The organism is Kiloniella sp. EL199 (assembly GCF_900313065.1).
Lineage (GTDB): Bacteria > Pseudomonadota > Alphaproteobacteria > Kiloniellales > Kiloniellaceae > Kiloniella.
Map to the genome: position 1 here is coordinate 96,224 of NZ_OMPU01000001.1, position 25,085 is coordinate 121,308.

The 25,085-nt window shown below is 45.3% G+C and carries 21 protein-coding genes; 12 read left to right on the forward strand and 9 right to left on the reverse strand.

The features are described from left to right. Window positions 1-10 precede the first annotated feature (10 nt). The 6 genes from D9A03_RS00450 to D9A03_RS00475 form a co-directional block, all read right to left on the reverse strand. Window positions 11-964, reverse strand: a complete 954-nt coding sequence (locus D9A03_RS00450) for an ABC transporter permease (protein ID WP_120495273.1) — start codon at window positions 962-964, stop codon at window positions 11-13. Then, a complete protein-coding gene (locus tag D9A03_RS00455) occupies window positions 961-1,737 on the reverse strand; it encodes an ABC transporter ATP-binding protein (RefSeq protein ID WP_216825339.1) in 777 nt (258 codons plus the stop codon). The genes D9A03_RS00450 and D9A03_RS00455 overlap by 4 nt, the downstream gene beginning before the upstream one ends. After that, a complete protein-coding gene (locus tag D9A03_RS00460; protein ID WP_162937901.1) occupies window positions 1,730-2,533 on the reverse strand; it encodes an ATP-binding cassette domain-containing protein in 804 nt (267 codons plus the stop codon). Before D9A03_RS00460 ends, D9A03_RS00455 begins: the two co-directional genes overlap by 8 nt. Beyond that, a complete protein-coding gene (locus D9A03_RS00465) occupies window positions 2,523-4,103 on the reverse strand; it encodes an ABC transporter substrate-binding protein (RefSeq protein ID WP_120495275.1) in 1,581 nt (526 codons plus the stop codon). Before D9A03_RS00465 ends, D9A03_RS00460 begins: the two co-directional genes overlap by 11 nt. Window positions 4,104-4,290: 187 nt before the next feature. Further along, window positions 4,291-5,766, reverse strand: coding sequence for a cell wall metabolism sensor histidine kinase WalK (locus D9A03_RS00470; protein WP_120495276.1), 1,476 nt, complete (start codon window positions 5,764-5,766; stop codon window positions 4,291-4,293). 8 nt (window positions 5,767-5,774) lie between these two features. Then, window positions 5,775-6,536, reverse strand: a complete 762-nt coding sequence (locus D9A03_RS00475) for a response regulator (RefSeq protein WP_120495277.1) — start codon at window positions 6,534-6,536, stop codon at window positions 5,775-5,777. Between the two features lie 283 nt (window positions 6,537-6,819). On the opposite strand from D9A03_RS00475, the gene D9A03_RS00480 reads away from it, so the two are divergent. The 9 genes from D9A03_RS00480 to eda all read left to right on the forward strand — a co-directional run bounded on the left by D9A03_RS00480 (window position 6,820) and on the right by eda (window position 16,564). Beyond that, the gene (locus tag D9A03_RS00480) at window positions 6,820-8,082 is read left to right on the forward strand and encodes an ABC transporter substrate-binding protein (protein WP_120495278.1); all 1,263 of its coding nucleotides are present in this window, start codon (window positions 6,820-6,822) and stop codon (window positions 8,080-8,082) included. 209 nt (window positions 8,083-8,291) lie between these two features. Continuing rightward, window positions 8,292-9,200: a carbohydrate ABC transporter permease gene (locus D9A03_RS00485; protein ID WP_120495303.1), complete on the forward strand. Its 909-nt coding sequence runs from the start codon at window positions 8,292-8,294 to the stop codon at window positions 9,198-9,200. Further along, a complete protein-coding gene (locus D9A03_RS00490) occupies window positions 9,193-10,080 on the forward strand; it encodes a carbohydrate ABC transporter permease (RefSeq protein ID WP_120495279.1) in 888 nt (295 codons plus the stop codon). The genes D9A03_RS00485 and D9A03_RS00490 overlap by 8 nt, the downstream gene beginning before the upstream one ends. A gap of 14 nt (window positions 10,081-10,094) precedes the next feature. Then, window positions 10,095-11,219: an ABC transporter ATP-binding protein gene (locus D9A03_RS00495; RefSeq protein WP_120495280.1), complete on the forward strand. Its 1,125-nt coding sequence runs from the start codon at window positions 10,095-10,097 to the stop codon at window positions 11,217-11,219. 19 nt (window positions 11,220-11,238) lie between these two features. Continuing rightward, window positions 11,239-12,129: an SMP-30/gluconolactonase/LRE family protein gene (locus tag D9A03_RS00500; RefSeq protein WP_120495281.1), complete on the forward strand. Its 891-nt coding sequence runs from the start codon at window positions 11,239-11,241 to the stop codon at window positions 12,127-12,129. A 16-nt stretch (window positions 12,130-12,145) separates the two neighbouring features. After that, window positions 12,146-12,946, forward strand: coding sequence for an SDR family NAD(P)-dependent oxidoreductase (locus tag D9A03_RS00505; protein ID WP_120495282.1), 801 nt, complete (start codon window positions 12,146-12,148; stop codon window positions 12,944-12,946). A gap of 68 nt (window positions 12,947-13,014) precedes the next feature. Next, the gene (locus D9A03_RS00510; RefSeq protein WP_120495283.1) at window positions 13,015-14,805 is read left to right on the forward strand and encodes an IlvD/Edd family dehydratase; all 1,791 of its coding nucleotides are present in this window, start codon (window positions 13,015-13,017) and stop codon (window positions 14,803-14,805) included. A gap of 135 nt (window positions 14,806-14,940) precedes the next feature. After that, the gene (locus tag D9A03_RS00515; protein ID WP_120495284.1) at window positions 14,941-15,903 is read left to right on the forward strand and encodes a sugar kinase; all 963 of its coding nucleotides are present in this window, start codon (window positions 14,941-14,943) and stop codon (window positions 15,901-15,903) included. Between the two features lie 10 nt (window positions 15,904-15,913). After that, window positions 15,914-16,564 (forward strand): bifunctional 4-hydroxy-2-oxoglutarate aldolase/2-dehydro-3-deoxy-phosphogluconate aldolase, encoded by a 651-nt coding sequence (gene eda, locus D9A03_RS00520; protein ID WP_254054939.1) that lies wholly within the window; start codon window positions 15,914-15,916, stop codon window positions 16,562-16,564. A gap of 25 nt (window positions 16,565-16,589) precedes the next feature. Here eda and D9A03_RS00525 read toward each other — a convergent pair whose 3' ends face one another. Beyond that, window positions 16,590-17,975, reverse strand: coding sequence for a tetratricopeptide repeat protein (locus D9A03_RS00525; RefSeq protein WP_120495285.1), 1,386 nt, complete (start codon window positions 17,973-17,975; stop codon window positions 16,590-16,592). A gap of 172 nt (window positions 17,976-18,147) precedes the next feature. Beyond that, window positions 18,148-19,380 (reverse strand): methionine gamma-lyase, encoded by a 1,233-nt coding sequence (locus D9A03_RS00530; protein WP_120495286.1) that lies wholly within the window; start codon window positions 19,378-19,380, stop codon window positions 18,148-18,150. 224 nt (window positions 19,381-19,604) lie between these two features. Here D9A03_RS00530 and D9A03_RS00535 point away from each other — a divergent pair, with 224 nt between their 5' ends. Together D9A03_RS00535 and D9A03_RS00540 are read left to right on the forward strand one after the other, a co-directional pair. Continuing rightward, window positions 19,605-21,164: a sigma 54-interacting transcriptional regulator gene (locus D9A03_RS00535; protein ID WP_120495287.1), complete on the forward strand. Its 1,560-nt coding sequence runs from the start codon at window positions 19,605-19,607 to the stop codon at window positions 21,162-21,164. Between the two features lie 336 nt (window positions 21,165-21,500). Then, window positions 21,501-23,195: a methyl-accepting chemotaxis protein gene (locus D9A03_RS00540; RefSeq protein WP_162937902.1), complete on the forward strand. Its 1,695-nt coding sequence runs from the start codon at window positions 21,501-21,503 to the stop codon at window positions 23,193-23,195. 105 nt (window positions 23,196-23,300) lie between these two features. Here the strand turns inward: D9A03_RS00540 and D9A03_RS00545 are convergent, their stop codons facing one another. Next, window positions 23,301-23,696, reverse strand: a complete 396-nt coding sequence (locus D9A03_RS00545; protein ID WP_120495289.1) for a group III truncated hemoglobin — start codon at window positions 23,694-23,696, stop codon at window positions 23,301-23,303. A 299-nt stretch (window positions 23,697-23,995) separates the two neighbouring features. Here D9A03_RS00545 and D9A03_RS00550 point away from each other — a divergent pair, with 299 nt between their 5' ends. Then, entirely contained in the window at window positions 23,996-24,898 is a 903-nt protein-coding gene (locus D9A03_RS00550; protein WP_120495290.1) for a methyltetrahydrofolate cobalamin methyltransferase, read from the forward strand. Window positions 24,899-25,085: the final 187 nt, after the last annotated feature.

Genomic DNA, 25,085 nt, shown 5'->3' on the forward strand with positions numbered 1-25,085 from the left:
AAATAACTCATTATCTCTGTAAGGATACAGGGTTGATGAACCATTGAAAAATCTCAACGGCACTATTTATCGTTACATAGGTCACAGCAGAAAAAATCACGATACATTGGATAATTGGAAAATCTCGGCTCATAACCGAATGCACCAATAAAGATCCGACACCGCCACGAGCGAAAACAACCTCGACAATAACTGCCCCTTCCAGCAGGAAAGCCAAATCAAGGCCGAGCATTGTTATAAAAGGAACAAAAGCGTGCCGAACAATATGACGACAAAAAAGCTCTTTTGGGCCAACTCCTCTTATTTTTAAAGTTTCAAGAAACGGTGCTGCACTTGCTTCGAGTAGAAAAGATCTGATCAAACGGGTTTGAGAGGTTAGTACCCATAGGCCCAATGTTGATGCCGGCAAAATCAGGTGCGCAAGGCTTCCTGATCCGTAAGCAGGTAACAATTGCAGTTTCGCCGCGAACACAAAAATAAAGATAAGACCCAACCAATATGATGGAATTGCGGCCCCTACAGATGACAAAGCTATCGCAAAACGATCAATAAAACTTTTAGGCTTCCACACAGAGATCATACTGAGTGGAATAGCAAGAGACATTCCAATAACCAGAGATAAAATCGCCAACTCCAAAGTTTCTTGTAACTGGCTAACAAAAATCTCACTGACAGGCTCCTGAGAAACCAGGGAAACGCCAAAGTCCAATTGAACAATGTCTTGTGCCCAATAGTAGAATTGCACAAGAAATGGTCGATCTATACCTGTCTCTAACCTGATCTGTTCAACCAACTCCGCAGAGGCGCTTCCTTCACCGATATAGCGGGCGTTTGCAATAGCCAGTGCCTTGTCACCCGGAGCGTAATAATAAAGTAAAAAGGTTAGAAAAGAGACACCCAAGAGAACGAGTATTAGGCTGGCGGTCTTAATCAAAGCAAGACGTATAAAATTATTCAAAGTCATGCCACCCGAAATTCTTCTGTCTTCTTTTGAGGTAGAGAACCCAATATATAAGCAGCTTCCAACAACTCTTGACCGTATCTACTTTCCGGTCTTTGGAAGAACAGATTTACATCCCGATATTCTTCTACCTTTCCATTATTTAGCAACAAAATTTTATCAGCATAATGTCGTGCAAATCCCAAATCATGGGTGACAAATATATAACTTAGAGCATTTTGTTTTTTTAACCTGTACAGAAGTTGGGCGATTTGCTTTTGAATAATGGCATCCAAGGCACTTAATGGTTCATCAAAGAACAGGATGCCCGGTTTTGCGACAATTGCCCGCGCGATGCATACCCGCTGAGCCTGTCCCAAAGAAATCTGAGACGGATATCTGTTTTCCATACCTTCGGGCAGTTCCACGTCTCTCAAGGCTTGTTTTACAGCTTGGTCAATCTCAGCAGCCTGTAGTGATAACTTGTACAGGCTTTCCGCAATTGAACATTTTATTTTTTGACGTGGGTTCAACGCAGCAATGGGATCCTGCATGACTATTTGCGTTGATGGCAACCCGATTTGAGATTGTTCTGGGCTCTGATAGACTTGGCTCTCTAACATTACACTTCCCTGAGACATAGGAATTAACCCCAAGAGAGTTCGAAGTAATGTTGTTTTGCCCGATCCACTTTCACCAATAATACAGAGTGTCTCACCACGGTTTAATTGAAAACTAATATCCTCAAGAAGATTTTGTTTTTGCATCCGCACAGATAACTTATTCACCTCAAGCATAATTAAGCTCCCAATGACGGTGTTTAACCAAATTAGAGGTATAAGGGTGTGCCGGAGCGTTCAAAATTTCATCTGTTGTTCCCACTTCCAACAACTTTCCTGAAGAAAGAACAGCAATGCGCTCAGCAAATTGTGTCGCGAGAGCCAAATCATGAGTCACCATGATCACAGAAATATCATTTTCCTTCGCCACTTTAGTAACTTCAACCAGGGCTTTTGCCGCGACAATCGGATCTAAAGCAGATGTCGGTTCATCAAGAATAATTATTCTAGGTCTGGCAACAAGAGCAAAAGCGAGAAGAAGCCGTTGTTGCATCCCCCTGCTCCACTGATGTGGATATTTTTTATCAAAGGCCTTAAGATTTAACTGGGAAAGAATGTGTTGAGAAAAATCGTTCTTTTTAACTTCGCCTTCTTTGTCTGGTTGAACCTTCTTTAAAACCCTCAATGCCTGTCGCCATTGCCACTTCAAACGCTTTAAGGGGTCCAAGCCCACGCTTGGATTTTGAGGAACATAGGCCAGTGAGTTCTTGATCAGAGATGCATTCAATCGATTAAAAGCCAGATCGTGTTTCTGCCCTTCAAATGTTAAAGAACCTGCGACACTCAATTCGCTAGAAGTAACCCCCAGTAAACTTCTTAGCAAAGTGCTCTTTCCAGCACCAGACTCCCCCACAACAGCAAGGATTTCGCCAGAAAAAATATCCAAATTAATGTTATCAAGCAAAATCTGACCGTCACAAGTAACGGTCAGACCAGATAGCTCTAAAAGAGGGGGATTTGATCTACCCTTCAATATCCAACTCCGGAGAAGCCAGATAAGTCTCGGCCGGGTGGATCTTGTATCCCTTAACTTTACCATTACCAACTGATACCTGTGACTTGTGAAATACAGGTATCAAAGGGAAATCTTCAGCAATAATTTCTTGAATTTTATCATAGATAACTTTGCGTTTAGTAGAATCAAACTCACCACGACCTTCTTCAAGCAAGGTATCAAGTTCAGGATTATTATAGCCTGAGAAATTATACCCAGCCTTTGAATCCAGCAATGTCGAAGGGAAATAGTCTGGATCGCCCTGAGGTGCCGTTCCCCACGCCTGCAAATGCATTTGAATTTCCCCAAGCTTCAGGGCATCGTTGTTTGCCTGGAACTCACCCATAGATATTTTGACCTCAAGCCCCAGTTTACTGAGCAAAGCCTGAGTAATTTCAAGTGTTGGCTTAAGAGCCGGCCGACCTTCGTATGATCGCAGTTTAAGAACAATATTCTCGCCATCTATTTCACGAATACCATCATTATTCGTATCCTTGATCCCAGCTTTGTCCAAAATCTCCAGAGCTTGTTTTACATCATAAGATGATTTTAACCCTTCATTAATCCATGACTTCATTGACCCGGGAAAAATAGAATGTGCAGGATCGCCGCCAACGCCAGCCAAAGCAGCCTCAACAATCAACTCACGATCCAATCCCAGAGAGATTGCTTGCCGTAGCGCTTTGCTGGCCAATGGCCCATCAGCTGTTCGAACTTGGTAGAAAAACAACCGTGTCGTCGCGCCAGAAAACCGCTGCCCCTGATTCCCTTTTTCAAGAGCAGCAAAGTCTGGCTCTGAATAATTGGTAACAAGATCAACATTACCCGCCTTTAAAGCAAGTGCTGCCACCGAGGCATCTGAAATGGCATCAAAAACAATACCATCGAGTTTTGGTTTTCCACCCCAATAGTCAGAAAATGCTTTGGTTTGATAAGTTTTTTCCGGCTTCGCAGAAACAAAAACAAAAGGACCGGTTCCAACAATAGGAAGCTTGTCACTACCCTCTTTAATCACGGATGCTGTGGGTTCAGTCAGGGACCAGATAAATGCAGAATTTGGCTTATTTGTTTCAAAAACAAGCGTTCGATCATCTTTTATCGTGATCGTTTTAATATCAAGTAACTTTGTAAGACGTGGATTAAACGCAGAATGCTCTTTGTCATTCAACTTGGAAAATGAATCTTTTACAACGCTTGCTGTTAATTGGCTTCCATCATGGAATTTAACATTTTCACGTAATGTAAATTCCCATTCGGTTGGACTGATATTACGATAGTCTTCGGCCAAACGTGGAAACATTTCCATTTTGTAGTCCAAACCAACCAAAGTTTCGGACACGCCCGCTTTGTTACTCAACCAGCCATTTTGACGTGCTCTTGGATCCGGTATCGAACTTTTCGGACCAAAAGGTACTGCAATCGTTATTACTTTTTCAGCTATTACATTTTCCTGGGAATACGCAAAATTAATAGAGGCAGGGCCAACTGTACTCGCACCAAACGCCATAAATCCGGACGCAAAAACAGCCCTTAATGATCTTTTTTTCATAACTAGGAAGCCTGTGAACAATTAGGAGAAATCCGTGAAAACATCAATTAGTGTCTTCGAACACGCAACATACATAAAACGTTATAACATAACAATTAAAATTTAAATACTGTAAAAACTTGTCACATTAAAAGCTAAAACAAGAGTAAATTAATAACAATATTCAATGTGATAAACGAAACTCAAATCATGTCATCTCAATAGAACGGGGAATATCGACTGTTGCATTCAGGCCCTGAACGGGAAGATTGATCAAATCAAAATGTCCATGATGGGCCTGAATAACGCTGTTAACGATACTCAATCCCAGACCACTGCCCCCGGTTTCTCTATTTCTGGATTTCTCCAGACGGTAAAAAGGTTTGAGGACATTTTTCATTTCATCCTCTGGAATACCTGGACCTTTATCCATAACTTCAATCAAAACACGACTTGGCTCTATTGTTAAGCTGACCTTTGCCTGAAATCCGTATTTAACTGCATTTGCGACAAGATTCGTAATTGCACGTTGTAAAGCTTTGGGCCGCCCCCTCATGTTCCCCTTTAACATACCATCCAAAGGCACTGACTTTTCATGGGAACTGAAAACGGTTCCCTGTGTTCTTAACGTCGGATACTGTATGGGCATAAAGGTAACCGGCATGCCAACATCCGAAAAGTCATCACATATACTTTGAACCAGAGATACGATTTCAAAATATTCTTCATCTTCTCTTTCCAGCCCTCCCTTGAGAAAGTCAATCGCATCTTTTGTCATACCAAGCATTAGATCCAGATCAGAAAGGATCTTGTTTCGTAAAGTTTCATCTTCGATATATTCAGCCCGCAACCTCAAACGAGTGGCAGGTGTACGCAGGTCATGAGAGATTGCCGTTAGCATACGTGTTCTTTCGTCCAGAACTTCTGCTTTCTCTTTCTGTTCTGCTGAAAGGCTGCGGACGATACCTTTTGCTTCTTCTGACCAAAGACCCGTCACCTTCACGTCTTCCAGATCATCACTGCTTTCACTCAGGATTTTGAAAGGTCGGAGTAACGCCCGGGTTCCAACGGCATAAAACACCCCGGAAAAAGCCATCCCCGCCAGACAAATCAACAACCATTGGATTTCAGTGATACGGGCTTTCCAGTATTTTGGGCTTGAAACAACCAGCCTTTCCCCATTGCTAAAGACAATAAAAAGTCTTGCTCGACTATCGTGTCGTGCGATCGCAGACACAAGAAACGTCAACTTGGCTGTTAGATCTTCGGGGGGATAATCGGATTTCAAAATCCGCTGACGAGGATTACGATCAAGAAGCTCAAGGTAAATTCGCGGGTTAGGTCCGAATTGAGAATTTGTATTAAGAAGGAAATGTTCCTCCATAATTTGAGCCTCGTTAAGCTCATTTTCGTTAATCAAAGCAAATTGCACAGCATCGGATCGATTAAAGTTCTCAACTGACAAAAGTCTCCGCTCTAACGGCATACGAGAAATATCTTCATAAACCCGTGCAATGACAGGCCCGATCCAGGTTGTTTCAGCAATTTCAGCTCTACGATTAATAATGGCACCAACCCCGACAGACGCGAAACTTGCCGCAAGGAAGCCGCATAAAAACCCAAAAAGAAGAATTCTCGGACGTATTCTGGCTGGAAGATATTTTTCTATCAAACGAAAGGACATGTCTGTGATCAAGGCCTACTTTGAACCGGTGAGACTGTATTCACAGAAACTTTCTCAGCAAAAATATATCCCTGACCTCGCACAGTTTTAATCAGCTTTGGTCGATCAGCATCGCTTTCAAGTTTTTTGCGCAAACGGCTGACTTGAATATCAATGCTTCGATCAAAGGCAATAGCTTCTACACCTCTGGTCGCGTTGATCAAATCATCACGAGTTAAAATATTTTGCGGCTGTTCCAAAAAAGCAATAAGAAGCGCAAATTCACCGGATGAAAGATGAACAACAAACTTGTCAGGCGATCTTATTTCACGTTTTCCTTCATGTACCTGCCAACCAGAAAATTTAAAAACTCTGTTGGAAACTCTAGCTTCATCGCCAGTTTCATCATCGGTCCCCGCCCCCGTTACACGACGAAAAATTGCCTTCATACGTGCCAAAAGTTCCCTGGGATTGAAGGGCTTTTCCAAATAGTCATCTGCCCCAACTTCCAATCCAACAATGCGATCAGAATCACCAGTTACAGCCGTAAGCATAATGATCGGAACATCAGATTTTTCACGGACAGAACGACAAAGGCTTAAACCATCTTCACCGGGAAGCATGATATCGAGAATAATCAAATCAATTGACCATTTATTCAATTCTCGACGCATTTCTTCGCCCGATCCGGCTTCAGAGACTCGAAACCCGCGTTGCGTGAGAAACCCTGTTAAAAGATCTCTTATCTCTTCATCATCATCTACGATCAGTAGATGTTTGGCCTTTTCCATTCATTTACCTGTCTTTTTTCGCTAATGCGGCAACCCATTAAAAACAAAACACTTTTCCCCGCTATTGTAACGGTTTGTGACGAAGCGAATGATCTGCAATCTTCTGTTACCTTAAAGTAGTCGCAAGTTGCACGCGATAGGGCTTTACTAAGGCTATCGGAACCCTAGCATTCTGAACAGCTAACTATAATCTATGGGACGCTCTTTGGTTCCTTGTCAATATCGCACACGAAATTGGGCCATAATCATGTTGGCTCCACTTCACACGGGGAAGAAAATGGGAATGAAATCTTTTACTCAAAAACTCGCATTTACGACGGCTTTGGTAAGCTCCATTACGCTGGGAGCGTTATCTGCACAGGCAGAACCAACAGCAGAAGTCCTGCACTACTGGACATCTGGTGGCGAAGCGAAAGCAGTTAAAGCACTAAAAGAAGACTTTGAAGCAAATGGCGGCAAGTGGGTCGATGCGCCAGTAGCTGGTGGTGGTGGTGATGCCCAAGCTGCTGTTTTGCGCTCACGTGTCCTATCCGGAAACCCGCCTGCGGCAGTTCAAATTAAAGGACCGAATATTCAGGAATGGGCCGAAGCAGGTGCATTGGGTGATTTGACAGAACTCGGCAAGCAAGAAGGTTGGGATGATGTTCTTCCACCATTACTTCAAGACATCGTTAAACACGATGGAAAATATGTTGCCGTGCCTGTAAATATTCACCGCGTAGACTGGATTTGGGCAAACCCTGAAACCTTGGCAAAAGTTGATGGTGAACCACCACGCACTTGGAAAGAATTCAATGTCCTTGCCGATAAACTACAAGCAGCTGGCATCACGCCACTTGCTCATGGCGGACAACCATGGCAGGACGCGACAGTGTTTGAAACAGTTGCGCTTGGCATTGGTGGCGCAGAATTCTTTAATAAAGCCTTCATCGAAAAAGACACCGCAACGATTAAATCAGACACCATGAAAAAGGTGTTCGATCAGATGCGCAAAATGCGCGGCTATGTTGATGCCGATTTCCCAGGACGAGACTGGAACCTTGCCACAAGCATGGTCATGCGTGGTGAAGCCGCAATGCAGATCATGGGCGATTGGGCCAAAGGTGAATTTATCGCTGCTGGAAAAGCCCCTGGTAAAGACTTCCTCTGTATTCCAACTCCCTCAAACGGCGGATACATCCTTAACTCTGACAGCTTTGCAATGTTTAACGTCAGCAGCGACGATGACAAAGCCGGTCAGCAGCTACTTGCACGTTTGATCCTGGGCGAGAAGTTTCAGGAAACTTTTAACCTCTATAAAGGTTCAATTCCGGCAAGAATGGGCGTATCCACTGAAAACTTTGATGAGTGTGCTGTAAAGTCCATGATTGATCTTCAGGCAGCATCAGAAGGTGGAACTCTGGTTGGTTCTGTAGCACATGAAATAGCTGCGGCGGGCGCTATCCGTGGTGCGGTACTGGATGTTGTAACAGAGCATTTCAATTCTGATATGACATCAGACGCGGCTGTAGAACGTCTTGCAGAAGCGATGGAACTCGCTGAATAATCCTCCCGAAAATGGCGACTCGCTTCGTTTTGTGTGTCGCCATTTTTTCAGGATAAGCATGTTATGTACATGTGCACTTTAAAGTTTTTCAATCTGCGCGATCTTTGGCTGAAAAGCTTTATCTGTTTGACTTAAAGCATTGGCAACCTCTTGTAACGCTACTTACCTGATGTTCCGTACCGTATGCTCCAGAATAAATGATGAGCCTCATGACTCAAAAATCCATACCAGCCCCCAAACCAATCAATAATTGGTTTCGCCGGAATGTATCCAAACTGGTTGTAGCACCAACTTTTGGTCTAATCATATTCTTTGTTTATGGCTTTATAGCCTGGACGGGATATGTATCTTTCACAAAATCCAAAATGCTACCAACCTATTCATTCGAAGGTTTTTACCAGTACATACGCCTTTGGAAAATGACACCTTGGAATGTTGCGATGGAAAACCTGCTTGTTTTTGGCAGTTTGTTTATCCTCATCGCAATTGTTCTTGGGTGCCTACTCGCGATCGCACTGGACCAGAAAGTCCGTGCCGAAGGCGCCTTGCGAACCGTTTACCTCTACCCCATGGCGATTTCCTTTATCATCACAGGTACTGCCTGGAAATGGATATTAAACCCGGGTCTTGGCATTCAGAAACTGGTTCAATCCTGGGGCTGGGAAAGTTTCTCCTTTAACTGGCTTATCAATAGTGAAATGGCGATCTACACCCTGGTGATAGCAGCGGTCTGGCAGTCATCTGGCTTTGTCATGGCACTCTTCCTTGCAGCATTAAGGGGGGTAGATAGTGAAATCATAAAAGCGGCCTATCTGGACGGTGCTTCCTTATCACGTATTTATCTCGTTATCATACTACCAACGTTACGCCCCGTATTCCTGAGTTGCTTTTTTATTCTCACCCACATGGCAGTGAAAAGCTTTGATCTTGTTGTCGCACTCACAGGTGGCGGCCCGGGCTATAGCACAATCATGCCCGCCAATTTCATGTATGAAATGACATTCCGCCGCAACCAGATCGGTCTTGGCGCAGCATCGGCAATGATGATGCTTGCAACGGTAATGGCCATTGTTATCCCTTATCTCTATTCCGAACTAAGGGAGAAGAAAAATGGCTGATCTATCCGCACTCCCGGGTGGTCAAAGCCCATGGCAATCAGCCGCAAGATTTGGCCTCTATACACTTCTGTTGATTTTTGGAGCCTATTATATTCTGCCACTGATTGTCGTTCTTTCAACCTCGTTGAAAGATCTTGACGAAATCCGTAATGGCACCCTGTTATCCCTACCGGCAGAGATAAATTTCGATGCATGGGGCTATGCCTGGAATAAAGCTTGTATCGGTGTTAGCTGCACCGGTCTCAAGCCTTACTTCTGGAATTCAGTGGCCATGACCATTCCAGCGGTTCTGATCTCTACTCTTCTTGGCGCACTGACCGGCTATGCACTCACCAAATTCAAGTTCAAGGGTGCAAATTTGGTCTTCGCGATGATCCTGTTTGGCTGTTTTATCCCCTTTCAGGTTGTATTGCTTCCTATGGCTCAATCATTGGGTTTCTTGCGAATTGCCAACACAGTACCGGGTTTGGTTCTGGTCCATATTGTCTATGGTCTCCCCTTTACGGTGCTTTTTTTCAGAAACTATTACGTCAATATTCCAGACGATCTGATCAAAGCTGCGACAATTGATGGCGCTGGCTTCTTTATGATTTTCTGGCGCATCATGTTGCCATTATCGCCACCGATTATCGTCGTAACTATTATCTGGCAGTTCACTCAAATCTGGAACGATTTCCTTTTTGGAGCCTCTTTCACCACCGGTGGAGGACAACCGGTAACTGTCGCACTCAACAACCTTGTAAACACAACAACTGGCGTCAAACGATACAATGTGGATATGGCTGCTGCACTGATTACAGCAGCACCAACACTCGTCGTATATGTATTGGCAGGTCGTTACTTCGTACGCGGTCTAACCGCAGGCTCTGTTAAAGGGTAAGGAGAAAAATACTCATGGCATCCCTATCCATTCAAAATGTCAAAAAATCATATGGCGCTGTCGAGGTTCTCAAAGGCATTGACCTTGATCTTGAAGATGGTGAATTTTTGGTTCTTTTGGGACCATCCGGTTGCGGAAAATCAACACTGCTGAATATGATCGCAGGTCTGGATACCATTTCAGATGGCGAAATCCTGATTGATCAGAATGTCGTAAACGACGTGCATCCAAAAGACCGTGATATAGCTATGGTTTTCCAAAGCTACGCACTTTATCCCAACATGTCCGTTGCCCGAAACATTGGCTTTGGCCTCGAAATGCGCAAGGTCACCAAGGAAGAACGCGAAAAGCGCGTTGATGAAGCCGCACGGATGCTGCAGATTGACCACTTAAGCGACCGGAAACCTGCACAACTTTCGGGTGGGCAGCGGCAACGCGTTGCCATGGGGCGCGCACTTGTACGTGACCCTGAAATCTTTTTGTTTGATGAGCCTTTGTCAAATCTGGACGCCAAACTTCGTGTGGAAATGCGGACAGAAATCAAAAAACTGCACCAGCGTCTTGGCACAACCATGGTCTATGTGACCCACGACCAAATAGAGGCCATGACACTTGCCAGTCGCATTGCTATTCTGCGAGAGGGCGAAGTTCAACAGTTTGCTAGCCCACAGGAAGTTTACGAAAAACCCGCCAACATGTACGTAGCCGGTTTTGTTGGTTCTCCGCCGATGAACTTTGTTCCCGCGGCTGTTGTCAGCGAAGATGGCAAATTAGGTGTTTCTATTGAACGAACAGCCAATGGAAACAGAAGTTCCGTTTTCCTGGCTTTACCAGATGATAGACAGGATATCGGTGACTGGGTAGGACGGGATGTAATTCTCGGGATCAGACCTGAAACACTTACTCACCGTTCAGATGCAGAAATATCTTTGAATAAAGGCCTTCAGGCATTTGACTGTCAGGTGGAAGTATTAGAACCTACGGGTGCAGATACACTAACCTATATCGAACTTGGCGGGCGTGAAGTGATCGCGCGTGTTAACCCCTATAATACCACAGCACCAGAGGAAACAATGGCGTTCATGGTCGATATGGGAAAAGCCAGTCTCTTTGACCCCAAAACCGAACTTCGCATCTAAAGCACAGCAAAGATAAAACATGACAGTAAACATGACAGCCCAAAAGGCTTTGCCTGAGAAAGTATGGCAGGGACCAGCCCTGTTGGGTGAGGCCCCCCTGTGGGACTATCGTACAAACTTTCTTTACTGGGTTGATATCGAGAATAGTAAACTCTATCGACAAAAAGTTGATGGTTCAGACTACTCGTCAATAGATCTTCCCGCCCCTGCTGGGTCAATTGCTCTGTGTCATAAGAATGGACTGATTGTTGCTTTGGGTCAGGGGCTTTCCCATATTGATCCAGACCGTGATGTTATTACAGCTATAGCACCCGAATTGTGCGATGATAACTGTTTGATGAATGATGGTAAGGCCGACAGGTCGGGTAACTTTGTCTTTGGAGCAAAACATCTCAAGGAATGCGATCCGGTTGCAGGTAGCTGGCGCTATCAGTCTGGTCGAATAACGCCATTGGAGCAAAAATTCATTGTCTTCAATGGCCCGGCGTTTAGTCCTGCAGGCGACAGAATTTATTTCGCAGACTCACCCTCGCAAAAAATCATGACCGCGAGTTATAGCCCAACAGAAGGGGTAACCACAGAGCCAGAAGTTTTTGTTCAACTATCCGGCAATGATGGTTATCCTGATGGAATGACAGTGGATAGTGAAGGTTATCTTTGGAATGCACAGTGGGATGGCTGGGCAATTACACGGTATCACCCTAACGGAACCGTTGATCAAAAAATTGATATGCCCGTTCAACGTCCCACCTCACTTTGTTTTGGTGGAGAAGATCTTAAAACGCTTTTTGTAACCTCGGCATCAACCCGACTATCCACCGAAGAACTCACAGAAAACCCAGATGCAGGTGCTTTGTTCAAATTAGATTTACAAGTTGCCGGGTTGCCAGAAGAAATCATCACTCATTAGATTAAAGTTCTCAATTATGCTTTTGAATAATAAAAATATTCTTATAACCGGGTCCAGTAGTGGAATTGGCCGTGTTATCGCAGAAGAAGCACTAAGTGAAGGTGCCAAGGTTTTCTTGCACGGACGGCGTGATCATCTTGTCGAACAGGCTTTATCCGAGCTAAACAAAGATTTTGGCGCTGATCGCGTTGCCGGGCTTGCCGGTGATATCGCTGACCCAACATTTCCCGAGAAACTGGTTGCAGCCGCCGTCAAGCAATTCGGCAATCTGCATGGTTTGGTCAACAACGCCGGGATATCACCGCGCCATAACATTGATACCGCTTCTGCCGAAGGTTTTGATCAAGTCATGTCGATCAACTTACGTGCACCAATGCTGACTATTCAGGCCGCGATACAGAGTTTTCGGGATAATGGGTCTGCAAGTATCGTTAATATCGGGTCAATAAATGCCCACTGCGGGCAACCGGACCTTCTGCTCTATTCAACATCCAAAGGCGGTCTTCAAACACTGACTAGAAATCTTGGGGATGCTCTGGGTCCGGAAAAAATTCGTGTCAATCAGATCAATGTCGGATGGACCTATACGGAAAACGAGCACCAGCTTCAACTCGCAGAAGGTAGTCCAGAGAACTGGCTCGACAATGTATCACCGCTGTCAGCCCCTTCAGGCACTATCCTTCGCCCTGAACAGGTTGCCAATCATGTGGTATTCTGGTTGTCAGATAAATCAGCGCCCGTCAGCGGCACCGTTTTTGAAGTCGAGCAATACCCACTTATCGGACGTAATCGCGTTACCAGCGGACAAGAGAAATAACTTTTCGCAAACATAATTTTTCCCAGACAAAGCCCCATAGCGCATTCCGGTTTAATAAAGAGAATATGATGAAACAACAACGGATCACCCCTACAGAACTAAGAAGTAAAAAGTGGTTTGATGATGTTGATGATCCCGGAATGTCTGCGCTCTATCTAGAGCGATATCTTAATTTCGGCCTTACCCGCGAAGAACTCCAATCCGGAAAACCGATTATCGGTATTGCACAAACTGGATCAGATCTTACCCCCTGTAACAGACATCACACCGACCTTGCTGTGCGTGTAAAAGAAGGTATCCGTGATGCCGGGGGTATTCCTCTTGAATTTCCGGTGCATCCCATTCAAGAAACCGGCAAACGTCCTACGGCAGCACTTGATCGGAACCTCGCCTATCTTGGTCTGGTCGAAGTTCTCTACGGCTATCCACTTGACGGCGTCGTCCTGACAACTGGCTGTGACAAAACAACACCGGCCTGTTTGATGGCCGCTGCGACAGTCAACATTCCCGCGATTGTCCTTTCGGGCGGTCCCATGTTAGATGGCTACCACAAGGGCAGGACAGTCGGCTCAGGTAGCATCATCTGGGAAGCTCGTGAACAACTGGCGGCGGGTGAAATTGATTACGACGGTTTCATGGATCTAGCTGCGGCATCAGCTCCGTCTGTGGGACATTGTAACACCATGGGCACCGCCCTTTCCATGAATTGTCTTGCCGAAGCATTAGGCATGTCATTACCCGGTTGTGCTTCTATCCCAGCCCCCTATCGGGAACGCGGGCAAATTTCCTATCATACTGGTAAGCGTATCGTTGATATGGTTTGGGAAGATTTAAAGCCATCAAAAATTATGACCAGAGAAGCTTTTGAAAATGCCATTGTCCTGGCATCATCTTTAGGAGCATCAACTAACTGTCCGCCGCATCTTATTGCCATTGCCCGCCATATGGGGGTTGAATTGACAATGGATGACTGGCAGCGCATCGGGTATAGCGTTCCCATGATTGTTGATTGTCAACCAACTGGACGGCATTTGGGTGAACGTTTCCATAAAGCAGGTGGCGTTCCCGCTGTTCTTGCTGAATTGATTAAGGCAGGACTAATCCATGAAGACTGCTTGACGGTAAACAATCTAACCCTTGGTGATAACTGTAGAAAAGCCTTTACCCACGATCGGGATGTTATCAGGCCAACCGACGATCCCCTGTTACAATCTGCTGGCCTAATGGTGTTATCAGGGAACCTTTTTGATAATGCCGTTCTCAAAACATCCGCAATCGACGAAACTTTCCGAAAAAGATATCTGAAAGATCCAGATCATCCCAATGTCTTCACAGGCAAGGCAATTGTCTTTGAAGGATCCGAAGATTATCATCAAAGACGCAACGATCCCGACCTTGGCGTTACCGAGAATTCTATCCTCTTTATCAGAAACTGTGGTCCGGTTGGCTATCCCGGTTCAGCCGAGGTTGTTAACATGTTGCCGCCGGACAGTCTGGTCAAACAAGGCATTACCTCTCTCCCCTGTGTTGGTGATGGCCGCCAAAGTGGAACATCGGGCAGTCCTTCAATTCTCAATGCCTCACCAGAAGCAGCCGTCGGCGGTGGATTGGCGCTTTTAAAAAGCGGTGATGAAGTCCGTGTTGATTTGAATACACGACAGGTGGACATGGTCATCAGTGATCGAGAGCTAGACCGAAGAAAAGCAAACCTCGTGCTGCCTGAACTGGATAATCAAACACCCTGGCAAGAGATATATCGTTCCATGGTTGGGCAATTATCAACAGGCGCCTGTCTGGAGCCAGCCACACTCCACTTACGGGTTGTTGATGAAAAGGGGTTACCAAGGCACTCACACTAATCCAGTATAGCAGACATGAAGGCATTTTCTTGGGCATATTGCTAGCCATTGAATGAGATCTATTTTATAAAATGCACTAATGTCCCAACTAAAGATCCTATTTCAATCAAGATCGGCTTCATCAGGAATATAAACGTGACCTCAATTGGTATCATCGGCGAATGTATGATCGAACTGTCCAGAGTGGATGTTTCTGGAGCGGCAGTTTCTGGGGCGGGTATCTCGGGAAATCAGTTCGAGTTCTATCAAAAGCGATACGGTGGCGATACCTACAATACCGCCTATTATCTTGCCCAATGTGCAAAATCAGCGATTGACGTCAGTTATGTTACTGCACTTGGCGATGATACCATCAGCAAAGACATGATCTCGACTTTTTCAGATGCTGGTGTCAATACAGATTTGATAGAGGAAATCCCCGGTGCTGTGCCCGGCCTTTATGCCATACAGACGGATAAACATGGAGAACGCAGCTTTCTCTACTGGCGATCAGAAGCACCTGCCAGGCAACTTTTGCAAACGCCGCGAAGTGAAACGCTGAAATCCGAACTGTTTAAAAAAAATTGGCTCTATTTCTCCGGTATTACACTTGCTATCCTTTATCCCAAAGGCAGAGAAGCATTTTTCGATTTTTGCCAAGCCTTTCAGGCGCAAGGTGGAAAAATTGCCTTTGATATCAATTACCGCCCGCGCCTGTGGGCAAGTGAAGATGACGCAAAATCTATTATTGATAGAGCTTATGAAATTTGTGATCTGGCCCTCCCTTCCTATGATGACGAAGTGCTCCTCTATAAAGTCAACTCGCCTCAGAAGGCTATAGATCGCATCACAGAACTCGGCGCCAAAGAAATCGTCCTGAAGAACGGGGCAGAAGAAGTTTATGTCCACAATCATGGTCAAACTGAAAAGCATGATATTATTCCGGCAAATCTCGTGAAAGACACCACCTCTGCTGGCGATAGCTTTAATGCCGGGTATCTCTACGCACGGCTATCTGAACAAGATATTTCCACGGCGGTGAAAACAGGGTCAAACCTCGCCAAACAGGTCATTGCCCAAACAGGTGCCATTGTCCCTGTAACTTCCCCAACATTTTAGGCTCTCAATTATGGCTATGATAGATAAGAAACATCAAAGCTTCCTAAGCAAAACATTAGAACAGGCTATCATCTTGCCCGTTCTGGTCATTGAACGTGTAGAGGATGCTATTCCATTAGCGGAAGCTTTACTGGCAGGTGGTTGTAATTCGGTAGAGGTTACTCTGCGAAGTGATGCTGCCCTCGCCGCTATGGAGAAGATCGCGATAAATCTGCCAGAACTTACGTTGGGTGCCGGGACTCTTTTGGAATGCGAACAGTTTCAACAAGTTAAAGATGCAGGTGCCAGTTATGCCCTAAGCCCTGGTGCAACAAAAAAACTTGCCCAGGCCGCCATTGATGCTGACTTTGCCTATGTACCTGCCGCAGCAACCCCGTCTGAGATTCTGGAATTACGAGAGCTGGGATATAAAATTCAAAAGCTCTTTCCCGCCGGTGCTTCAGGGGGGATTGAAATGCTTAAATCTCTGAGCTCTCCAATTGCCGATGTTCGTTTTTGCCCAACAGGTGGCGTTTCAACAGAAAATGTTCAAGACTATTTAAAACAGCCCAACGTTATCTGTGTCGGCGGCAGCTGGCTCGCCCCGAAAAATCTCATCACAGAAAAGAACTGGGCTGCCATTACACAGATTGCTCAAAAAAGCATGACCACCGTTCGCTAAAGCCAACGCTTCCAATAAAGCCCCTTTACCCTGCCATCAACGATTGCGCGCGCGCCGCCGCTTTATCGGCTTTGGCTATATCACCCAATCCCTTGTGGGCGCGGGCAACATAGTTCCAGTTTTGAACAGATGTATTTTTTAACGCACAACGCTCGTTTGCTAATGCCAGCGCAAGGTCATAACGCTTGGATCTTAAAGCAGCTTCTAGAAGGGTCCAGCCAATAATATCCCGCTGTGCATGGCTACCGCCCAGGCGATGCGTCCGATATCGCACAGCTAACAGACGATCAACGCAGCTGTTATAGTTTCCATTCTCAAAATCCTGTAACGCCAGACAGAAAGGAAGTCCAACTTCCCGGCTCATGGCGGTATTTGCATCGGTTGCATGATCGATATAGCGTTCATTGGCGGTGAGAAGTTTTTGTGCTGCTTCGGTTCGTCCGTCGGACACAAAAGTCATCATGGCATGGACATCGTTAAAGGCATAAAGCGTATCAGAAGCACTGGGTTCCCACTTGTCCGCAAGAGATGCCCAACGATCCTCGACATCAACGCCGAGTAACTTGAGACGCCACAACAATGCGGCTGCATCAAGCTCTTCATATTTGTCAATTGTTTGATGCGGTGTTCTGAGATTATTGTCGTAAACATCAAACACACGATCCATTTGACCGATATCAAGATGAAACAGTGACAGATGCCACCAGAGGTGGTTGGCAAAATGGCTTTTTGACCAACTCGGCGCGCGATCACGCATAAAGCTTATACCAGCAGCCTGTCGCCCCTGCATTTCCATCACATGAGAAACCGCATGAACGGCATAGGGGTTATCTGGACGGATCGCAAGCGACATACGCCCCATTTCTTCGGCCTGCAGATAGTCAGAGTTTTCTTCCAGGCCAAAAGAATAAAAACCGAGGACAAATTCATAACCCGGCATATCTTCGTCCCAAAGGGCAAAAACCCTAGCGACACAATCACGTTGCCCCGCAACATCGCCCAGCAAAACATCCGTAAGATGAATTAACTGAAGCGCGAGAAGATCATAAGGGTTGCTGGTTAAAACAGCTTCCCATTGCTGAACTGCCCCGTAAAAATCACCTTCAACCCACGCTTTTACAGCCTTGATATGTCCCTTTTCCCGATCATTGGCTTTATCCCAAAGCGCTTCGGCTGCATTCAACGCAGCAACCATTCTTTTGTAAATACGGGTTTCTAGCGTTTGGGTCAGCCAGGCAGCTTTGAAACAATGCCCCATAATAAAGTCGGGGTGTTCTGAAAGAACTTTGTCAATTCGTCCGATGGGATCACCATAAAAAGACATGGCGCAAATGTGTGCGTCCTCCATGGCATCAATTGCTTTCTGATCCGAATAGGAAACAGGAACACCACGAATATCTTTTAAGCTCACGAACGATCTCTCCGTCTATTTGATTTATCTGCCCCAAGCGCTTGTAGTAAATACGTTTATTATGATCTCAGGAATTATGACCCTAGGGCAGAACCCCCGGACTTTCCAGTACCGGGTTAATTACGAGGGCTTCGTTTCCCCTATGCGAAAAGCAGCCCCAGCTTACTCTTTATTATGCACTTTTGGGCATAACACTTACGTTACGACCACCACCGGCAATTTCCAGCGCCTGATCCAGATCTGCCAGAATATCTTCTTCTTCCTCTAGCCCGACGGACAAACGAACAAGGCTATCTGTAATATCATATTTCAGACGCTCTTCTTCCGTATAGGTAGAATGGGTCATGGTTGCCGGATGCTGAATAAGTGTCTCGGCATCGCCAAGACTTACGGCGCGCACGATCATCTGGCAGGCATCAATCATCTTTTGCCCCATATCCAGACCACCTTTGAGTTCCAATGCAATCATACCACCAAAATCAGACATCTGTTTTTTGGCGACAGCATGCTGCTCAAAGCTTTCAAGGCCGGGATAATAAACCTTGCTAACCAGTTTATGGTTTTCAAGGTATTTCGCGACGGTATGTGCGGTTTTACAGTGCCTGTCCATGCGCAAGTTCAAGGTTTTCAAGCCCCGAAGGATAAGCTGCGCATCCTGAGGAGAGAGAACTGCGCCAGTCATGTCCTTTAGACCAATCAAACGGATATCATGCATAAGTTCGGCAGAACCAACGATAGCACCTGCTGTCAGATCACCATGTCCCCCGAGGTATTTGGTAGCGGAATGGACAACCAGATCTGCGCCGAGTTCCAGTGGACGCTGAAGATAAGGGCTGCAATAGGTATTATCAACAACAACAGTTGCATTTTTGCTGTGAGCAACCTTTGAAATTGCTTCGACATCAACCACACGCATATTTGGATTTGCTGGTGTTTCAAAATACACAACACGTGTCTTGTCACTGATTTCATCTGCCAATTTCGCAGGATCAGTCAAATCAACATGGCGAATGTTAACGCCAAACCGTTCCAATCCATGATTAAAGAACGTGAAGGTACAGCCGTAAAGAGTACGATCAACAATGATTTCATCGCCCGGCTTCACAAGTGTCCAGAAGACGGATGTAATCGCCCCCATACCAGAAGAAGTCACCAAAGCGGCCTCGCCACCTTCCAGAACAGCCATTCGCTCTTCCAAAAGGGCAAGTGTCGGGTTAGAAATACGGCTATAGATATAGCCGCCTTCTTCTTCCGCAAAACGCCTACCGCCTTGCCCGGCGCTATCAAAGGCAAAGGTTGATGTCATGTAAACTGGCGGATTCAATGCCCCCTGATGATCCAAAGGGTTATAGGCATGATGGATTGCACGGGTTGCAAAACCTTTTTTACCAGCAGCATCAGACATTTGTTTCTTCTCCCAGAATGAAGCATTTACTCTGCCCCCTGTCACAGCAACAGTCGTGCCAACAAATAAAATTATTTTATTTCAACAGGTTAGAAGATTATTCATCACTAACGCGTAAGAAATTCCTTACATTCTTTTATAAACTAACCGTCTGTTTCTTTATTATCTTTGATTTTTTGACAAATATGTGTTGTAAATAATTTCTTACGTAAGGAATTATTTACATGCGCGTGCAATTAAAAGGTGATAATCGCTTAGGCATCACCTATGAGGTTTTAAATGTTCTGGTAAAATCCGGGTTGGATATCCGAAATATGGAAGTAACGACACACTTCATATATATGGACATTCCCGCCCTGAGAAAATCCGAGTTGGAAATACTGACGACCGCAGTAAAGTCAGTTCCGGGGATCCATGAGGTCAGTGCCATTGATCTTTTGCCGACAGAACGAAGACGTTTACAATTACATGCCGTGCTATCCAGCTTGCCAGAGCCTGTCATCGCTATTGATACGAATGGGTACATCACTCAAGCAAACGAAGCAGCCCAGGCGATAACCAAACAGTCCGAAGCCAAGTTGCGTAATGCCTCATTGGACACCCTATTGCACACACCATTGATTACGACGCTTCAAGAGTCTGGGTTTCACATTACTGAAACAGAAGCCATTTTGGGCGGGGAAACTTACCTTCTTCGGGCTGAACCAATAACATCAAAAGAAAAATCAGACAGTAAAATATCAGGTAGTGTACTCATTTTCCAAAGACCGGCACAGCTTGGTCGCGCCTTTAGCGCTTTGGACACGCGACAGGCAACCCGCGGTTTTGATGCCATTCTTGGTGAAACAGAAATCATGCAAAACATAAAGGGCAAGGCCGAACGCCTTTCAAAAGTTGATGCCCCTCTTCTTATCCTGGGTGAAACAGGAACAGGCAAAGAGCTTTTTGCCCGCGCATGTCACGAAACCAGTAGTCGTAACAGAAAACCATTCCTTGCATTGAACTGCGCCGCCTTGCCGGAAAACCTGGCTGAAAGCGAGCTATTTGGCTATGCCCCCGGCGCTTTTACCTCTGCGGTGAAAGGCGGCAAACCCGGTTTACTTGAACTGGCAGACACAGGCACACTCTTTCTTGATGAAATCGGCGAACTATCCCCTTATTTGCAGGCAAAGCTTTTAAGGTTTCTGCAAGATGGAATTTTTAGACGTGTTGGCGGTACAAAGGAAATCAAAGTAAACGTCCGGGTAATCAGTGCAACCAACCGTCATCTGGAAGAAATGGTCACAACTGGCTCATTCAGGGAAGATCTTTATTATCGTCTGAACGTACTTTCCATAACCCTCCCTCCGCTTCGACAAAGAAAAGGGGACATTCCTCTTTTAACTCGACACTTTATTACCCGTGCATCCAAACAGGTAAATTGTTCGCCTCCAAAGGTATCTCAAGAGTTGCTCACCTCGCTCAACAACCACGCATGGCCCGGCAATATCCGCCAAATGGAAAATACCCTTTTCAGAGCAGTATCGTTATGTGATGACACAGAACTCACGACAGAAGATATTGACTTTCCCGATGCACAATCATCGAAAATTGCCTCTATCTCAAGTGTGAGATTTGATACTGTCGCCAACTATAAAGAAGCTTTGGAGACATTCGAAAAAGATCTCTTCTCAAGCCTGTACCCACACCACCCAAGTAGCAGAAAACTAGCAAAGGTACTTGCCGTTTCCCACACAACCGTTGCTGAAAAGCTCAAGAAATATGGCATCGTAGATACAAAATAAACAATCACACCTACAACTATCGATTATTTTCCTGAACGCCACATGCGACACAAAAGCGCGAGTAAATCACTCAAGAATTGCTGACAGCAGTCTTATTTATTTGTTTTTATTGATCTTACTTAAGAAAATTTCATTTAAGCAACACAATCTTATGGTTGTCGTTTTTAATATCCTTTAACACTTCTCCTTGATAATACGAAGCGAAATGCCTGTGAGATGTTGTCCTCGCCTTTGAACAAACAAAGTCGAGGCTTTTATTTTTTCAGGTTCTGCTGTCATGTGCCTTGCAAATACACTCAATTTTCGAGTGCTAAAGTTCTATTGAAAGAGTTCGCAATGTTTATCACGAATTTCCAAATCAAACATTTGGGTATGATTTTTTCAGCCGTACTGTTGGCAGTTGTCTGTGTTGTCGGTGCCACAACCTATTTCAGTCACAAAGGTAACGAGGATATAAATCATCATTGGGATACATTCCGCCAAGTTGATTACAGTAAACAACTCGCAATTACGGACTTGCAACGGGCACTTGGTTTTGGTGGCCTGATCCACCAATTCAAGAACTATGTTCTTCGCCAAGATGAACAACGTGTTGCAAAAATTAATGCAACAATCGCCAGCGCAAAAAAAGCATTGGACAGCTATCAGAAACTGGGAGTTGACAAACAAGAAGCTGATGCCCTGAACAATATTGCGAGAGTTGTTGATAATTATGCGACAAAGCTTGCTGAAGCACAGACCATGATCAAGTCAGGAAAATCACCGCAAGAAATAGACGCTGCAGTCAAAATTGACGATCAACCTGCTCTGGATGGTATCGCAATCTTAAATGAGACTGTTCAAAAGAATATCGAACAGGATACACAATACGTTCATCAATCAATTACTTTTGTCGATAGCTTGAATACCTTTGCTCTGACATCGGTCTTTATTTTCCTCATTTTTATGTCTGGTATGAACCTTTGGTGGAGCAGTAATCACCTCAACAAACCAATTACTTCACTAACAGCAGTAATGACGCGTTTGGCCGAAGGAGATCTATCTATCAAGGTACCTGCGGTAGAGTGGAAAAATGAAATCGGGCAAATGGCCCGTGCCGTGTTGGTCTTCAAAGAGAATGCTGAGAAAATTCGCGCAATGGAGACAGAACAAAAAGAGAGAGAAGAACAAGCCGCTCATGAACGCAAAAAACTGATCAATCAACTCGCAAACGATTTTGAGAATCAGGTTGGTTCTACCATTCGCGAAGTCAGCAATGCGGCAACTGGCATGGAAACATCAGCCCAGCTTCTTGCAAAAACGGCCGCGAATACCTCTGAACAGGCAACCTCTGTTGCTGCTGCATCTGATGAAGCAGCGTCCAATGTACAGACCGTCGCCGCAGCGGCCGAAGAACTTTCAGCCTCTGAACGCGAGATTAACCGTCAGGTTGGACGCTCTTCAGAAGTTGTCGCTGTCGCCGTTGAAAAAGCAGGAGGAGCACATGAAACTGTCGGCACTCTTGTAAGCTCGGTTGATGAAATTGGCAAAGTTGTAGAGCTAATTACTGGTATTGCCGAACAAACCAACCTTCTTGCCCTCAATGCAACGATTGAAGCAGCCCGTGCAGGTGAATCCGGTAAAGGTTTTGCCGTAGTTGCAAGCGAAGTGAAAAACCTCGCCAATCAGACAGCAAAAGCGACTGAAGAAATTTCCGGTCAAATTTCCAATGTACAGTCAGTTACAGAGGATGCTGCGAAGGCACTGGAAGCAATTGGTAATTCTATCCGTGAGGTTAATGAAATTGGCGAAGCTATCTCAACCGCTGTTGAAGAACAAGGGGCTGCAACTCAGGAGATTGCCCGTAATGTCGAGCAAGCATCTGCGGGCACCCGCGAAGTTTCCGGTAATATCCAGCACGTAAGACAGGCCGCAGCAGATACAGGAGAAACAGCAAAAGAAATCCTGAATGCATCTAGCAGCTTGTCACAACAATCCGTTCACCTTCAACAAGGATTGGATGCATTCCTGTCTCAAGTGCGCAGTGGTTAGGAAGCCTTGCTCCTCGTTTTTAGTAAAGGAAAATAACAATAAAAAGGGTTGGAAAATTTCTCCAACCCTTTTGTTTTCAATGCTTTTTTTGCTTAAAATTGTTAATCAAGAGCCAACTTTAACATCCTCGGGTCTATAAAAAATGCCTAACATCAGGCTTTGGGCAATTCTTTCGGCTTTTTCTTGTATATGGTCTGCAATCTCAGTTGTGAACAGTTGTTGATTGGTCTGCCTAAACAGCTCTAGCCACCGAGCAAATAACTCGCGCTTGATACCATCAACCTTCATATGAACCATCATGGGGTTCCCCTTGTACTGGCCAGAGGTCAGCAAAACCGAAGACCAGAAGCGACACATGGTGGCCAAATGGGGGTCCCATTTATCGCCAATACTATTGTTAAAAACATCCTTTAACAGCGGATCTTGACGCACGCGATCATAAAAGCTGTGCACCATCCTGTGAATGGTTTCATCTGTAATTTCTGTAAACGGTTGGTGCATTTCTATGTACTCAATAAAACAAATAATAAGATGATTATAATATATATCTTTAGTTTTGCGAATGGTAAAATTGTCGCAATATCCCCCCTATTGATATGTTGTCAGAAACAAGGAGAAAAACATCAGGTAAAATAAAGCCACCTCTTTTGCACTGACAGCGTTTTTGGGCTACATAGTGTCGCGCAGGCGTCTGTACGCATGCTTGTCTATGTATATTTAATAAGAAAACCCCGAAAAGAATTGGGGTTATTGTTTATAAATTTTGGGTAAATACCCTACTTTACCGGAGACGCACCGATATGACCCGTACGATCGTTAGTTCAGCGACCAAAGAGATCGCAATTGGTTTTGATGATCCTTTCTGTATTATTGGTGAGCGGATCAACCCGACAGGCCGTAAAAAACTTGCGGAAGAAATGGCCAATGGTGATTACAGCCGTGTGGAATCCGACTGTCTGGCACAGGTTGCCGCTGGCGCACACATGCTCGACGTCAACGCAGGTATTCCTCTGGCGGATGAGCCGAAGATCCTTGCAGAAACCATTCAGCTGGTTCAAGGCCTGACAGATCTTCCCCTTTGCATTGACTCCTCTATCATCGATGCCCTGGAAGCAGGTCTGAAGGTTTACAAAGGTCGTGCCCTTGTTAACTCTGTGACCGGTGAAGATGAATCTCTCGAACGTGTTCTTCCGCTAGTAAAGCAGTATGATGCAGCTGTTGTTGCCATTTCAAATGATGAAACCGGTATCTCTGAAGATCCGAACGTTCGTTACGAAGTTGCCAAGAAGATTGTTGAGCGTGCTGCTGATCACGGCATTTCCCGTGACCGTGTTGTCGTTGATCCACTGGTTATGCCCATTGGTGCCATGGGTACAGCCGGGAAACAGGTCTTTGCCCTGCTYCACCGTCTGAAAACAGAACTTGGTGTTAACACAACCTGTGGCGCATCCAACATTTCWTTCGGCYTGCCAAACCGTCAYGCCATGAACGCACACTTCCTTGCTATGGCAGCCGCCGCAGGTATGACATCTGCGATCATGAACCCGCTGCACGAAGAAGAGCTGGCCGGGATCCGYGCTTCTGACGTTTTGCTTGCAAAAGATCAGGACTGCCTGAAGTGGATCGGCAAGTACCGTGAGCCAGCCCCGGAAGGTCAGGCCGGTGCACGTGGCGAACGTCGTAGCAGACGCAGACGGGCCTGATAACTCTTATATAGAATTAGCAAAACCCCGCCATAAGGCGGGGTTTTCTTTTGGCATTCCATCAAAGCAGGAAATCCAATGTCATTGAGAATCTTCATACCATGAAGCAAAATCCGGTCTTTTCTACCATACCAGAGACAGAGCTCTCTCGTTCACAACATTAAGAAACCAAAGAACAATAGAGGCT